The following is a 12,960-nucleotide window of genomic DNA, read 5'->3' on the forward strand; positions in this document are numbered from 1 at the left end:
AATTTTTTAAACAATTCAAAAAAATCAAATAACTAGTAAGCGTTTTCATTGTGATAACGATGCGTTTTATTGTATTCCAATAATTTTTTCGTAATTATGACAAAATAAAGACAATTGTTTGTTGGGTCTGATTGCTTTTGGAGATGTTGGGAAAAAGTAGGCTACTACTACATTTCCCAACATTCGTTAATATGTTCTTAATACGGAGATATTTAATTAAAAATGCGGCAGAAATAACTTGTGACAAAAATATTGTTTGGGTCATGCTCATTTCTTAGCTCATTGAACGCAGCAAATTTTGGATAGTAATCACGTATATTAGTTGCGTCGTAATCATTTACTTTTCCCCAATGCGGTCTACCGTTATACTTTCTCATTAATACTCGAACCCAATCAAAATACGGCGTTTCATTCATTCCTTTATACATATGGAAAGCTAAAAAAGCGCTTTCCTCTCCTTGTGTGGGGCTTAACATCCCTTGCTCTCCTTTTGTTGTGCGACACTCAATCGGGAAATGAACAGTAAATTTCCCCTTCTTTAATACTGCATGTATTTCTTCCATACAAGCTTCAAAATGCTGTAATGGTATTGCATACTCCGTTTCAGTAAATTTGACGCTACGCGGTGAAGGAAACATACGGTAGCTTAAATCTGTGCGCACACCTTCAGACACGAGCTTTGAGCTAAGCTTACTGACAGAGCTGCTTGCTCGAGGCTGCCATTTGCAAAGCTCCGATATAACGTAAAATAAGCCATTTTCAACGAGTTGTAAATTCATTTCATTCAGATGGCGCTGCCACTTATTTTGCTCAACTGGTGCAACTTTATCCATTTTTTTCACTTGGATAAGGTCGCTGCCGGGGAAATAAAACCATTCTACATGACGATGTGTTCGAATAGTTTGTTGAAAATTTTTCAACGCATCCTCTAAATTCGTTTTTTCCGATACATAATGCAGACTATAAAGTGGCATAACTTGTATTGTGACAGTAACTAAAATACCGAGTAAGCCTATTGATACATGCAGTGCCTCCGATAAATCATCAGTACCTCGCTCATGTTCAATATATTCTCCTAAGCCATTGATAAAACCCCATTTTGTTACCATTGAAGAGAAGGAACCAAGTGTTACACCTGTACCATGTGTGCCTGTTGCAATTACACCTGCTAATGTTTGCGCTTGAATGTCGCCCATATTAATTAATGCGAGCTGGTGCTTTGCTAGTAATGGTCCTATTTCATATAAATAAGTACCGGCATAAAATGTAGCCGTTAAATTTTTAGTATCAACAGATAGTAAACCGCGCAAATTATGTAATGTTAGCGCTGTCTCTTCAGGCATTGCGACAGGGCTGAAGGAATGAGCAGCACCTGTAACGCGCAATGTTTGTTGTTTCTTCATATTTTTTATAATTTGCTGAATTGCCTCGATTGATGCAGGTGCATGATATGTAGATGGATATGAAACGATATTATTCGCCCAATTCGTCCATCTTTTTCCCTGCTGCCAATTATTCATAGAAAACATTGTCGCTCACCTCGATATGTCAGTATAGGTCCTGCATAGCACATGTTACGTGTACCGTGCAAAACAGTAAATCGTTCACATAGCTCGCCCGCTTTAGCATGTCTTAAATAAACTGTATCACCAATTGTTAAAGAACCGGTTGAATCAATAAAGGGTGTTTGTACTTCCCCAGCACCCTCCAATGGCAATAGCTGATAATTTTCATTTAAAAATACTGGTGCACGATCTTCACCGATAGCGCCTGAAGCGATATAGCCTCCTCCTTGGCAAACAAAGGTATGTGCATCAAATTGGCGTGTAACACGCAAGGCAAAGCCGACAGCGGGTTGCAAATTTAATGTATCATAATGATCAAATAACACAGGTGCAAAAAAGGCAGAGCCGACTGTTGCTTCAGTAATTTCCTGCTGCTCGCAGGTATAGGTAATGCTTCCTGAGCCACCACCATTGACAAAAGCCACTGGCGCAATTGATTTCACATGTGCAACAGCAAGCCGCCTAAAAGAAGTGATTTTCTCTATTGATTGCTTTTTTAGCTGACGCACTACTAAACCTTTCGCACGCATTTTTCGAGAGTTTGCCAATGATAAATCTGGCACACCGGCTATTTGTGCCTCATAACCCATGAGTGCATGAATACAAATATTCGGATAATCTGTTAATTTATCTGTAAAATTTTTTAATTTTTGCAGTGAATCGAGTGGCGAACGCTTAGTCCCAAAATAAATCCATTTAAAATTTGTAGAGATATTAATATCGATACATATTTTTGCCATCGTCTGCATCTGCTCAGCACAATTTTGTAAAAGCTGAACTTGCTCGTATGCATCAACCATAAAGGTAATATCTTTTCCAGCTCTACTGTAGGCCAGTAATTTTTTTATATTATTTTCTTCAAAGGTTGGGTAACCTAGCAACAAATGATTGAATCCTTGTTCAATTAAATAAACGCTTTCTGCTGCTGTAAATGTCATTAAACCTGCATAATTTACTAATTTCTCCTGAATGTATTTTAAAACGCTAACGGAACGTACAGATTTTGTTGCAATTCTTACTGGCTTTGTTGCCAATCGATTAACGAAATCAATATTTTGGTCAAGTGCATCATAATCTAACCAAGCAAATGGACGCTCAATATGTTGGAACACATTTTCATATTTCTCCAATAAATTCATCCCCCTTTTAAATGTAGATTCGACTTTAATGGAGAAAAATCCTACCGACAAAAAAAGTTGATGAAAAGCTTCAATAACAATCACTTTTCACCAACTTTTTCATCTATAATTTTTTATGATAAGAAAATAAAATCAACAGCAACGTTTAACAGTACAATGGTGTGAACCAACGCGAATAGCAAGCCTTGTCGATCAAGTTTCTTCATTAATTGTACATCCATATTCATCACTCCGTTGCTTTTCTTTTAGTATACTGTAAAAATATTAAATTAGCAAAATATTTCGAATAGTCGGAAAAATACTGCCCCCTGCAAGAGGAAGTTAAAGCCTTTGGCGTAATTCTTTAAAATACAAACAATTCAAAAATTCATGCGTGGCCGGCATGTTGGATACTGTCGGTAGTGCTTCTCAAAAAGCTCACCCATCAAAAAATTCTTTGAAAACGGGAGAAACACAAGGTTTAGTGGACTTTCTTCAGAATGAAAGTGAATAGATGTAATCTGAATTTCCATTGCACCGTAAGAGAAAGACACGATTTCGAGCAAACCCGTCCTCCTTATTTTACAGTTGTCATGACACATGGCATAATATTAGCTATAGCATTAAAGGAGGCTAATAAAATTGACAAAAGCATTACTCATTATTGATTATACGCATGATTTCGTAGCAGCTGATGGCAAATTAACATGCGGTGAGCCAGGACAGCAAATTGAAGGCAGAATGGTCGAGTTGATTGACAGCTTTTTAAAAAATGGCAATGTGGTAATTTTCGCCAATGATATTCATTATGAAGGTGATACTTTCCATCCGGAAACAAAATTATTCCCACCTCATAATATAGAAGGTACTAATGGGCGTGAGCTTTACGGTGCTGTAAAAACAATTTATGAAGCAAATAAGAAAAATTGCATTTCCTTCGACAAAACGCGCTACAGTGCTTTCGCTGGCACTAATTTAGCCATTTTATTGCGAGAACGTAAAATTCAAGAAGTTCATTTAACGGGGGTCTGTACTGATATTTGCGTACTGCATACGGCGATGGATGCCTACAATTTAGGCTTTGATATCGTCGTTCATGAAGATGCCGTGGCGAGCTTTAATCCTGAAGGGCATACATGGGCACTAAAGCATTTTACAGGCTCACTCGGGGCAAGGGTTGTGTCCAAGGAGAGATAAAAAAACTCATTTTAATTCAACGAATTTTGTACAGCATATAATGAAGAAAAAAATAGATGTTTAAATTCCGTTTAATTTGGTTATAACTAATTAAGCGCTATTATAACTTTAATGATCACAAAGGAGATGAACATCTATGATTAGCTTTATTTGGTATCTTATTATTGGCGGTCTTTTAGGTTGGTTAGCTGGGGTAATTTTAGGTAAGGATGTCCCTGGGGGCGTTATCGGTAATATTATCGCAGGTATTATCGGCTCTTGGATTGGCAGTATGATTCTTGGGAATTGGGGCTGGAGAGTTTCTGACTTTTACGTCTTCCCAGCACTAATTGGAGCTATTGTTTTAATATTCATTGTAAGCTTCATCATGAAATCGATGCGCAAAGCAATGTAAATTGTCTAGTTTACACAGCAAAGCAACCCTTTATAGAAACGAAAACTCAGCGCCTTTCGCAATATGGCTATGAGTTTTCGTTTATTTTTGTGTGCTTGCCTGCTGAAGAGCCACGCGCTCTAGCTCCTCGCTATGTGCACGATATTGCTTATAATAAAATAAAATATCTTCCACATATTTTTGACTATGATTATATTGATAGATAGCTTTTTTCAGCTCGCCTTTTGCCACACCTGCTTTCGATAAAAAATTAGCGGCTGAGTATACGGCATCTTCTAAGTCGTAAGGGTCTGCAATGCCATCATCATTCGCATCCACACCATAGCCACCGTATTTCTTTATTATTTTAGGATTTGTTTTTTCCTCCTGCTTTATATTACCTTGTCCTAAGCCCGTACATGTTGGATGCTGCCACCCAACAAATGTGCATGGCATAAATTGCATATGCCCTTCTGCTCCAACGGGGGATTCAAGTGTCGACATCGTGGAAAAGCGTGTTTCTACTCGATGATGTGCTGCCAACAACGTCCAAGGAACACTATATTTTTCACCAGCAGCCATATAAATGGGAATATACTCAATAGGTATTTCTAAATCAAAACTCACTTGCAACTGGGGGGGTTTTTCCTCTTCAATAGCTGCTTCAAAAGCTGGTATTGGCTGCAATTCCTTCCATGCTAAATAGACAAAAAAATAAACTGTTATCGCAACAGGTACTAACAGCACGATAATCCATATTTGAATTTTTTGAGAAAGTAGCGGGTCCTTCTTCCCCTTCTTCTTTTTCCCCATTTTTCTTATCCCCCATTTTAACAACACGCGAGTTTATCGCTTAATTTTGTTACAAGCTTATTATCGATAAAATATGAAATTTGTTTAATTTCATTTTAAGTGGTAATTTAATTATATTCTACTATTTCATTTATTTAGGTTGCGAAATAAAATAAAAGCATATAAAATACTTTTTTGGATAATACATAAGAGGAGTGTTGTGTCATGTGGAAGGATTTTAAAGAATTTGCTATGCGCGGTAATGTGATCGATTTAGCAGTAGCGGTTGTGATAGGTGCTGCATTCGGTAAAATCGTCTCATCATTAGTAGACGATATTATTATGCCATTGATTGGTGTATTAACAGGTGGCATCAATTTTTCAGAAAGCTTTGCATTTGGTAGTGGAGATGCACAAGTAAAAATCGGTGCATTTTTACAATCCATTATCGACTTCACATTAATCGCCTTTGCCATCTTTATCGCAATACGCTTAATGAATAAATTAAGCCGTAAAAAAGAAGAGGCGGCTGTAGAAGCAGCACCAGAAGTCGACTCAAAAGAAGAACTTTTAAAAGAAATCCGCGATTTATTAAAAGAAAAGCAATGAGGTGGCGTCAGACAAGTAGATAATGCACTACTTGTCTGACGTTTTCGTTACAAAAAGATTGTGCTGAAAGCAGTTAAAAAATTTACAAATCGGGCGGCTTCGTTTTACAAGCTTAATGAAAGCTTGATTCTCACCATGTCAAAGAAATCCCCGCTACCCCTAAAGTTTCTCTCGTTTTCAAAGAAGTGTCTCGCTATTTTAACAAACACATTCCTTGACGAAGCGCTCTGCAACAGCGTGCAAAATGCCAGCTATGCACGGCTTTTTGGACGCTCTCATTTTCTTGTATAATTAAATTCATAGAAAAGCTATTGATACGATACGTTATAAATGATAAATTGGTTTAATAGTCGGAACATTCTTATGTTTCGAGAAATACTATTGATAGAAAGAGTGAGTTTATGACAAAGCAGCGTATTGAAACAACATTAGTGCAACTAGGTAATCATAGCGACCCGAAAACAGGAGCTGTCAATCCCCCACTTTATTTCTCAACAGCATATAAACATGATGGAATCGGAAAATCTACTGGCTACGATTATACGCGTACAAAAAATCCAACACGTACAATTTTAGAAGATGGGATTGCAAAGCTTGAAGGTGGCGATGCAGGATTTGCTTGTAGCTCTGGTATGGCTGCAATTCAACTCGTCTTGTCATTATTTAAACCAAATGATGAATTGATTTTACCTGAAGATTTATATGGCGGTACATATCGTCTGCTAAAAACGTTTTCAGAAAGCTATAATATTAAACCTGTCTATGCTACATTTACCTCTCTTGAGGAAGTAAAGGCACTAATTAACGAAAACACACGTGCTTTATTCATTGAAACACCTACAAACCCATTAATGCAGGAAATTGATTTAATTGCATATGCGGAACTTGCCAAAGCACATAACTTACTATTAATTGTTGACAATACGTTCTACACGCCTTATTTCCAGCGTCCAATCGAGCTTGGTGCAGATATCGTACTACATAGTGCTACAAAATACATCGGTGGGCATAATGATGTTTTGGCAGGGCTTGTTGTAGCGAAAGGACAAGAGCTATGTGAACGCCTTAGCTTTTTCCATAACGGGGTCGGTATGACATTAGGACCAATGGATGCATGGTTATTAATTCGCGGATTAAAAACATTGCATTTACGTTTAAAGCAGCATGATGCAAATGCCAAGAAAATTGCAGCTTATTTAGAGCAGGAACCATTAGTAACAGATGTGCTTTACACAGGGAAAGGTGGCATGCTTTCATTCCGTGTAAAAGATGCTGCAATGATTGATCCATTCTTGCAAAATATTAAGCTTATTACATTTGCTGAAAGCCTTGGCGGTGTGGAAAGCTTCATTACGTATCCAGCAACGCAAACACATGCAGATATTCCATACGAAGAACGAGTAGCACGCGGCGTTTGTGACCGCCTATTACGCTTCTCCGTTGGCGTGGAGGAAGCGGAAGATTTAATCGCAGATTTACAGCAAGTATTTGATTTACTTAGAGAGGGAGGGTTTTAATGACGAATCTTGAAACGACGCTTATTCATGGGGCGATTCGGGAAGGCTACGCAGATAAAAAAGGTGCTGTCAATGTGCCAATCTATTTAGCTTCTACCTTCCATCAAGAATCAATTGATGAATTCGGTGAATTTGACTATGCACGCTCAGGCAATCCGACACGTGATGCTTTAGAACGTGCAATTGCAGAATTAGAGGGCGGCGACCGAGGTTTTGCCTTTGCTACAGGTATGGCGGCGGTTACTGCTAGTTTAATGCTGTTATCGAGCGGTGACCATATTGTTATTACAGAGGACGTTTATGGCGGCACTTACCGTTTCGTCACAAAGGTGCTGCCGCGCTTTGGCATTACACACACATTTGTTGATTTCACAGATTTAGAGGCTGTGCGAGCTGCTGTAAAGCCCGAAACAAAGCTCCTTTATATTGAAACACCTTCCAATCCAACACTCGGCATTACCGATATTCGAGCGGTTGTAGAAATTGCCAAGGAGCATGGGGCATTATCCTTTTTAGATAATACATTTATGACACCATTACATCAGCGACCTTTAGATTTAGGCGTGGATATTGTCATACACAGTGCAACTAAATTTTTATCAGGGCACTCCGATATTGTTGCAGGGCTTGCGGTGACTAAAACTACTGAGTTAAGCGAAAAGCTATACTTTATTCAAAACTCATTTGGCTCTGTTTTAGGTGTACAAGATAGTTATACTTTAATCCAAAATATGAAAACGACAGCCGTCCGCTACAATGAATCGAGTCGTGTGGCGATGAAAATTGCGCACTACTTACAGGCGCATCCACTTGTTAAGCAAGTATATTACCCGGGTCTAGAAACACATCCTGGCTACGCCGTTCATGCGGCACAAAGTACTTCTGCTGGTGCGGTTCTTTCATTCACCCTACCTAGCTATGAAGTAGCAAAGAAATTTGTCGAGGCGATGAAAATCCCTGTCTTTGCAGTAAGCCTCGGTGGCGTTGAATCAATTTTATCGTATCCTGCCAAAATGAGCCATGCGGCAATGGAGCCCGAGGAACGTTTAAAACGTGGCATTACAGACGGCCTTCTCCGCTTTTCCGTTGGCTTGGAAAATGAAGAAGATTTGCTTGCAGACTTTGCCCAAGCATTGGAAAAAGCTGCACAATAAAGAAAAGCTGAAAATAAATAAATCATCGGAATTAGCCACAAAAGATGCGTTATGAATGTCTTTTGTGGCTAAAAGCTTTCCAGCACCACTTCTCCATAAGCAAACACTTTATCAAAACACAAAAATAAAGCATTTGGAAAGCCTGCCACTGCACGGCTTTCCAAACGCTCCTATACTAAAATACAGATGAAAACCCTATTTTAGCATTTCCATTGCCTCTCTTTTACTAAAGGATAACACCATTAAATCCTGTGTCCATCATATTTTCAAAGTAAGCACCATCTATTCTCCACATGCAAACACCTAAAAAGCGTTCAGCAAGCCTGCCACCGCACGGCTTGCTGAACGCCCTTACTTACGTTCTTCAATTAACGTCTCTAAATCAATAGCAATTGTATCATAGGAAACACCGTCTACGGTTTCCGAGTAGCCAGAATAGTTTTTCACTGCAATTCCTGTTTCATCAACTAAATAAAAAGTATTCATATGCATAATTTGATCATCACCCTCTACTTTCTTAATAAGGGTTTTAAAGGATTTCAAACCGAATTGCTCAATAAATTTTTGATCATAGCCCGTAACAAGCTGCCATTTTGACTCATCCGCAACCCCGTAGCGACTTAAATACTCCGTTAGTACTTCTGGCGAATCATTTTCAGGATCAACTGAAAATGCTACGATATTATAATCCTCAACGCCCTCTTCTACTAAACGATCTTGAATTTCAGCCATATTATTTGTCATCGGTGAACATATCGTCGTACAGTTTGTGAAAATAAACATTGCAAGCCAAGGCTTTCCTTTCAAGCTGTCCAATGTCACTTCTTCACCGCGATGATTCGTTGCTGTAAAATCAGAAACCTCATATGATGTCGTTGGCTTAAATTTATAATTGCTACATGCCGCTAAAATCATCGTTAATAACAATAGCACCACAATATGTTTTCTTTTCTTCATCATCTCTCGCTCCACTCTCTAATCGTTAATTTTATCCCGTATTAACAGGCTGTAAGACCCCCACTTCAAAACAGCAGGTAAAACCAAGATGTTGAAGTGGGGGATCAAACAGCCTGTAAAAACCCGACTGGTGAAACTACCAATCAGTGGGGGATGTACGAAAACCCCCACTGATTGAAGGTTCACTTTATCTTATCGAATTCAGAAAGCGAATACAATAGCTTTGACAGTGAAGACTTTCTGACGAATTTGTGAATCAGCATTTCACAAACAATGGCGTCCTAAAAGCGTGCATAGCACTGCTTTTTTCGTTTACGTTTTATTGAAATAACAGCCGTTTAAAAAAGCAAGATGCCTGTTATCAATTGCATCTCGCTTTGGTTTTTCCTATCTAACCAGTAGAAGTTAACCTAAAATCGTCACATCCTATGCTTAGCCCAACACAATGCTAGCCATAGATTTATTAGTTGCTCTTTTCAGACAGCTCCCTCCCTATTATTGATTGAGCAATTTTATCGAAGTCAGCACTTCATGAATCGCCTCAAGCTTGCTTTCAATACGATACAATAAATAAAAAGAGACAAGTATCGGAAATCCTAAATCTTGTATCATCGTTACCCATTGCTCTATTTTTAGCCCCTCCTTCTTGAGAAAAGAAAAAACTGTTTAAAATGGCGTATATTTGGGACAGTCCTAACAAATATGTGCTTTTCATCTCTACGACGCAGGGAGCCGCCCTTAAATTACTTTTCAGACGGCTCACCTTCTAAATAGTCAGTACTTTATTGCTGTTACAACACATTAAATTCCTTTACTGTACGACTTACGATACGTGCTGCTTTTTTTGCTACAATAGTTACATTATCGCGCATAAACACATTTTGCTCGATAATTGTTTGCATTGCAGCAACCACCTGTGCATCCGTTAAGTTAGCTTTCGGCTGTGCTACAGACAATGTGAGTGTTTTTTCATCTGCAAGTTGAAAAATAAGCTGTAATGTATTTGTCATTCATTTCTCCTCCTTTCTACACGAATTTCTAGCCTGCCCCTAAGCTACTACAATGCGTTGTTTATCCGAGCGTGTAATTGTTACTAACGGATAAATGCTTAAGCTAGCTATTGCAGTTGCTACAGCTGCAAGCTGTTCTGCCGTTGCAGTAGATTGAATATTGCGGTATGAAGCTGTTTTATAAAGTGCTTTCCCGTCTGCATTCATACCAACTTCAAATTGAAGCGTTACTGTTGCTTGCTCAAATTCATATGCTGTCATCTCGCTCCCTCCTTTCACTAACTTATATGGCATTTTGAAGGGAAAAAAGGGACAAGCTTTAAAAAGTTATTTTTCAGTATTTGAAAATGGCTATGCTTTTTGACAAGTTTCCTAGCAAATCATAGGAATTACTTGAAACATTTCGGATGCTAAATAAGGCAAAAGCTTTTATAATAGAGAAAGAGATTGTAAAGAGGTGAATTATTTTGCTTAGTGGCTGGTTTTTATTATTTATCGCTTTTTGGGTTATTGTCATGATAAGCTTGCTAGCAATTGGCGGCTTTTTCATGTTCCGTAAGTTTTTAAAGCGGATGCCGAAAGAGGATGGTAAATCGGATTTAGATTGGCAGGAATTTTATTTAGATAAAACAATTCATTTATGGGGAGAGGACGCAAAAAAATTACTGAATGAACTTACTTCCCCAGTCCCTGAGCTGTTTCGCCAAGTAGCGAAGGAGAAAATTGCAGGGAAAATTGGCGAACTGGCATTGCAGGAGCATGCTACTGCCATTGATCAAGACCTGCTTATTCGTGGCTATATTATCGCAACACCAAAACGCGACCATAAGTTTTTACGCAAAAAGCTGGATGAAATGGAGATTGATATAGCACCATACGAGCATTTGTTTTAACAGAGGCGTTCAAAAAACGTGCTTACACACGGCTTTTTATTGTAAGAATAACCATTTTTAAAAAAAATAGCTAAGGAGGGATTGATAAGACCCCGCCTTAGCTATTTATTTATACATCCAGTGTTTTTTCTAGCTTTTTAAATTGCCATAGCATCGCAATGCGCCACGGCACAATCATTGCAAACGCTAAAATCCAAAACATGCCGCCAAGCTCACCTATATCTAAGCTATTTGAAAAGATTAATTTTAATATGATTCGAAGTATAAGTAAGCCAATTAAAATAAAGAAAAAGGCCTTTGAACGCTTTAAAAAAATCGCCCCTTGACGCACTTCGAATTTAGATGTAGCAATTAATACGGTCGAAAAAATTAAACCGATTGCGGCTGCTTCTACAATTTGTAGTGGCGCAACACGAAATTCCTCAAAAATAAACATAAGTGCCCCTGTCGACATGGCGATTGGTGGAATAATGATTTTTCGGGCATTTACAGGTTTCTTCTGTGCACGCATACGAATAAACATAACAAAGGTCCCCATTAAAACCGCCATCACAGATGAGCCTATTATTAAATATTGAGAGGGGATAGTATTAAGCATTGTTTCCCTCCTGCTTTAATCAATTAACTCTTATTTTCAAATAATGTATCCACAATTTGTTTTAATTCCTCAGGTTTAAATGGCTTAACGATAAAATCTTTTACACCATACATTAACGCTTCCTTCACATGCCTCTGCTGCCCTAAAGCAGTAATCATAATAATACGGGCCTCTGGAAATTCCTCAATAATATGCTTCGAAGCCTCTAACCCTGTCATGAGAGGCATCGTTAAATCCATCGTCACTAAATCAGGCTGCAATTCTTGAAAAAGTGCTATAGCCTTTTTACCATTTGCCGCTTGCGCTACAACTGTAAAACCCCAGTTTTCAAACAAGTTACTAATAAATGAGCGCATAAAAAGCGCATCATCAACGACCATAACTGTTGGCATAGCACTCCTCCCCTTTAGTTAGAATCCTGTGAAACCGCCAAACAGTCCAGAGAATATACGAATAATATATTCTAAACCGTTAAAGAAGAGTAAAATACCGACAGCAATCATAATATATCCGCCAACTTTAACGATTTTTTGGCTATTTTTACGAATCCAATTCATTCTCGTTATAAAGAATGATAACACAAAGAACGGAATCGCAAAACCAAAATAATAGGCAAGCATATACCATAGCCCAGCATCAGGCTTCGTACTCGCCAATAAAATGATAGAGGCTAAAATCGGTCCTGTACAAGGTGTCCAGCCTGCCGCAAAGGCTAAGCCAATTACACCTGAACCAAAATAACCTGCTGGACGATTTTTAAATTGGAATTTATGGTCCTTCGCTAAAAAGTCAATTTGTAGCCAGCCGACAATCATTAAACCGAATAAAACAATTAAAATCGCACCAACTTGGCGCAATAGCTCTTGATATTGCAAGAAAAATTCATTGACAAATGTTGTACCGAAGCCAATGGCAATAAAAATAATCGAAAAACCGATTAAAAAGCTTAACGTATGTAAAACCGCCTGCTTTTGCATCATGCCTTTTTCTTTTGTTAATTCCGTCAAGCTCATTCCTGTTATGTACGATAAAAATGCTGGATAGAGCGGCAGTGTACATGGTGAAATAAAGCTTAAAAAACCCGCACCAAATGCTAATAGTATATTTAGATCCACACCTGTATTCATATTTCTTTTTTCGCTCCCTTACTGTCATGCTCTCATCGTATCAAATTGTA

16 protein-coding genes are annotated in these 12,960 nt (G+C 38.3%); 6 read left to right on the forward strand and 10 right to left on the reverse strand.

The window, feature by feature from the left end; all coding sequences use genetic code 11:
• Window positions 1-212 precede the first annotated feature (212 nt).
• Window positions 213-1,529: a D-arabinono-1,4-lactone oxidase gene (locus MHH70_RS02855; RefSeq protein ID WP_342472500.1), complete on the reverse strand. Its 1,317-nt coding sequence runs from the start codon at window positions 1,527-1,529 to the stop codon at window positions 213-215.
• A complete protein-coding gene (locus MHH70_RS02860) occupies window positions 1,517-2,704 on the reverse strand; it encodes an alanine racemase (protein ID WP_342472501.1) in 1,188 nt (395 codons plus the stop codon). The genes MHH70_RS02855 and MHH70_RS02860 overlap by 13 nt, the downstream gene beginning before the upstream one ends.
• Window positions 2,705-3,325: 621 nt before the next feature.
• On the opposite strand from MHH70_RS02860, the gene MHH70_RS02865 reads away from it, so the two are divergent.
• Both MHH70_RS02865 and MHH70_RS02870 read left to right on the forward strand, forming a co-directional pair.
• Window positions 3,326-3,880 carry an isochorismatase family cysteine hydrolase gene (locus tag MHH70_RS02865; protein ID WP_342472502.1) on the forward strand — a complete coding sequence of 185 codons (555 nt, stop codon included), beginning with the start codon at window positions 3,326-3,328 and terminating at the stop codon, window positions 3,878-3,880.
• Window positions 3,881-4,016: 136 nt separating this feature from the next.
• Window positions 4,017-4,274, forward strand: coding sequence for a GlsB/YeaQ/YmgE family stress response membrane protein (locus tag MHH70_RS02870; RefSeq protein WP_066163232.1), 258 nt, complete (start codon window positions 4,017-4,019; stop codon window positions 4,272-4,274).
• Window positions 4,275-4,355: 81 nt separating this feature from the next.
• Here the strand turns inward: MHH70_RS02870 and MHH70_RS02875 are convergent, their stop codons facing one another.
• Window positions 4,356-5,066 (reverse strand): lytic transglycosylase domain-containing protein, encoded by a 711-nt coding sequence (locus MHH70_RS02875; RefSeq protein ID WP_342472503.1) that lies wholly within the window; start codon window positions 5,064-5,066, stop codon window positions 4,356-4,358.
• Window positions 5,067-5,270: 204 nt separating this feature from the next.
• On the opposite strand from MHH70_RS02875, the gene mscL reads away from it, so the two are divergent.
• The 3 genes from mscL (at window position 5,271) to MHH70_RS02890 (ending at window position 8,325) form a co-directional block, all read left to right on the forward strand.
• Entirely contained in the window at window positions 5,271-5,654 is a 384-nt protein-coding gene (gene mscL, locus MHH70_RS02880) for a large conductance mechanosensitive channel protein MscL (protein WP_066163236.1), read from the forward strand.
• Window positions 5,655-6,055: 401 nt separating this feature from the next.
• Window positions 6,056-7,171 carry a methionine biosynthesis PLP-dependent protein gene (locus tag MHH70_RS02885; RefSeq protein WP_066163238.1) on the forward strand — a complete coding sequence of 372 codons (1,116 nt, stop codon included), beginning with the start codon at window positions 6,056-6,058 and terminating at the stop codon, window positions 7,169-7,171.
• Window positions 7,171-8,325, forward strand: a complete 1,155-nt coding sequence (locus MHH70_RS02890; protein WP_342472504.1) for an aminotransferase class I/II-fold pyridoxal phosphate-dependent enzyme — start codon at window positions 7,171-7,173, stop codon at window positions 8,323-8,325. The genes MHH70_RS02885 and MHH70_RS02890 overlap by 1 nt, the downstream gene beginning before the upstream one ends.
• Before the next feature lie 351 nt (window positions 8,326-8,676).
• On the opposite strand, the gene MHH70_RS02895 is transcribed toward MHH70_RS02890, so the two are convergent.
• The 4 genes from MHH70_RS02895 to MHH70_RS02910 all read right to left on the reverse strand — a co-directional run bounded on the left by MHH70_RS02895 (window position 8,677) and on the right by MHH70_RS02910 (window position 10,553).
• Window positions 8,677-9,285: an SCO family protein gene (locus tag MHH70_RS02895; RefSeq protein WP_066163242.1), complete on the reverse strand. Its 609-nt coding sequence runs from the start codon at window positions 9,283-9,285 to the stop codon at window positions 8,677-8,679.
• A gap of 492 nt (window positions 9,286-9,777) precedes the next feature.
• Window positions 9,778-9,912, reverse strand: coding sequence for a YvrJ family protein (locus MHH70_RS02900; protein ID WP_082798926.1), 135 nt, complete (start codon window positions 9,910-9,912; stop codon window positions 9,778-9,780).
• A gap of 161 nt (window positions 9,913-10,073) precedes the next feature.
• A complete protein-coding gene (locus tag MHH70_RS02905) occupies window positions 10,074-10,292 on the reverse strand; it encodes a DUF2922 domain-containing protein (protein ID WP_342472505.1) in 219 nt (72 codons plus the stop codon).
• Between the two features lie 39 nt (window positions 10,293-10,331).
• On the reverse strand, window positions 10,332-10,553 hold the full coding sequence (locus MHH70_RS02910) for a DUF1659 domain-containing protein (protein ID WP_342472506.1): 222 nt from the start codon (window positions 10,551-10,553) through the stop codon (window positions 10,332-10,334).
• A 206-nt stretch (window positions 10,554-10,759) separates the two neighbouring features.
• On the opposite strand from MHH70_RS02910, the gene MHH70_RS02915 reads away from it, so the two are divergent.
• A complete protein-coding gene (locus MHH70_RS02915) occupies window positions 10,760-11,185 on the forward strand; it encodes a DUF2621 domain-containing protein (protein ID WP_201261895.1) in 426 nt (141 codons plus the stop codon).
• A 109-nt stretch (window positions 11,186-11,294) separates the two neighbouring features.
• On the opposite strand, the gene MHH70_RS02920 is transcribed toward MHH70_RS02915, so the two are convergent.
• Genes MHH70_RS02920 through MHH70_RS02930 form a run of 3 tightly spaced genes read right to left on the reverse strand, consistent with a single transcriptional unit; the run spans window position 11,295 to window position 12,910 of the window.
• The gene (locus tag MHH70_RS02920; protein ID WP_066163250.1) at window positions 11,295-11,783 is read right to left on the reverse strand and encodes a cytochrome c biogenesis protein CcdC; all 489 of its coding nucleotides are present in this window, start codon (window positions 11,781-11,783) and stop codon (window positions 11,295-11,297) included.
• Between the two features lie 23 nt (window positions 11,784-11,806).
• A complete protein-coding gene (locus tag MHH70_RS02925) occupies window positions 11,807-12,175 on the reverse strand; it encodes a response regulator (protein ID WP_342472507.1) in 369 nt (122 codons plus the stop codon).
• An 18-nt stretch (window positions 12,176-12,193) separates the two neighbouring features.
• On the reverse strand, window positions 12,194-12,910 hold the full coding sequence (locus MHH70_RS02930) for a cytochrome c biogenesis protein CcdA (RefSeq protein ID WP_066163254.1): 717 nt from the start codon (window positions 12,908-12,910) through the stop codon (window positions 12,194-12,196).
• Window positions 12,911-12,960: the final 50 nt, after the last annotated feature.

It is taken from the genome of Metasolibacillus sp. FSL H7-0170, assembly GCF_038593115.1.
In the GTDB taxonomy this organism is placed as follows: domain Bacteria; phylum Bacillota; class Bacilli; order Bacillales_A; family Planococcaceae; genus Metasolibacillus; species Metasolibacillus fluoroglycofenilyticus.

What these genes read in the sequence shown, in the direction of transcription:
- MHH70_RS02855 (WP_342472500.1), bottom strand. Translation starts at nt 1,529, where the DNA reads ATGTTTTCTATGAATAATTGGCAGCAGGGAAAAAGATGGACGAATTGG.
- MHH70_RS02860 (WP_342472501.1), bottom strand. Translation starts at nt 2,704, where the DNA reads ATGAATTTATTGGAGAAATATGAAAATGTGTTCCAACATATTGAGCGT.
- MHH70_RS02870 (WP_066163232.1), top strand. Translation starts at nt 4,017, where the DNA reads ATGATTAGCTTTATTTGGTATCTTATTATTGGCGGTCTTTTAGGTTGG.
- MHH70_RS02875 (WP_342472503.1), bottom strand. Translation starts at nt 5,066, where the DNA reads ATGGGGAAAAAGAAGAAGGGGAAGAAGGACCCGCTACTTTCTCAAAAA.
- mscL (WP_066163236.1), top strand. Translation starts at nt 5,271, where the DNA reads ATGTGGAAGGATTTTAAAGAATTTGCTATGCGCGGTAATGTGATCGAT.
- MHH70_RS02885 (WP_066163238.1), top strand. Translation starts at nt 6,056, where the DNA reads ATGACAAAGCAGCGTATTGAAACAACATTAGTGCAACTAGGTAATCAT.
- MHH70_RS02890 (WP_342472504.1), top strand. Translation starts at nt 7,171, where the DNA reads ATGACGAATCTTGAAACGACGCTTATTCATGGGGCGATTCGGGAAGGC.
- MHH70_RS02895 (WP_066163242.1), bottom strand. Translation starts at nt 9,285, where the DNA reads ATGATGAAGAAAAGAAAACATATTGTGGTGCTATTGTTATTAACGATG.
- MHH70_RS02905 (WP_342472505.1), bottom strand. Translation starts at nt 10,292, where the DNA reads ATGACAAATACATTACAGCTTATTTTTCAACTTGCAGATGAAAAAACA.
- MHH70_RS02910 (WP_342472506.1), bottom strand. Translation starts at nt 10,553, where the DNA reads ATGACAGCATATGAATTTGAGCAAGCAACAGTAACGCTTCAATTTGAA.
- MHH70_RS02920 (WP_066163250.1), bottom strand. Translation starts at nt 11,783, where the DNA reads ATGCTTAATACTATCCCCTCTCAATATTTAATAATAGGCTCATCTGTG.
- MHH70_RS02925 (WP_342472507.1), bottom strand. Translation starts at nt 12,175, where the DNA reads ATGCCAACAGTTATGGTCGTTGATGATGCGCTTTTTATGCGCTCATTT.
- MHH70_RS02930 (WP_066163254.1), bottom strand. Translation starts at nt 12,910, where the DNA reads ATGAATACAGGTGTGGATCTAAATATACTATTAGCATTTGGTGCGGGT.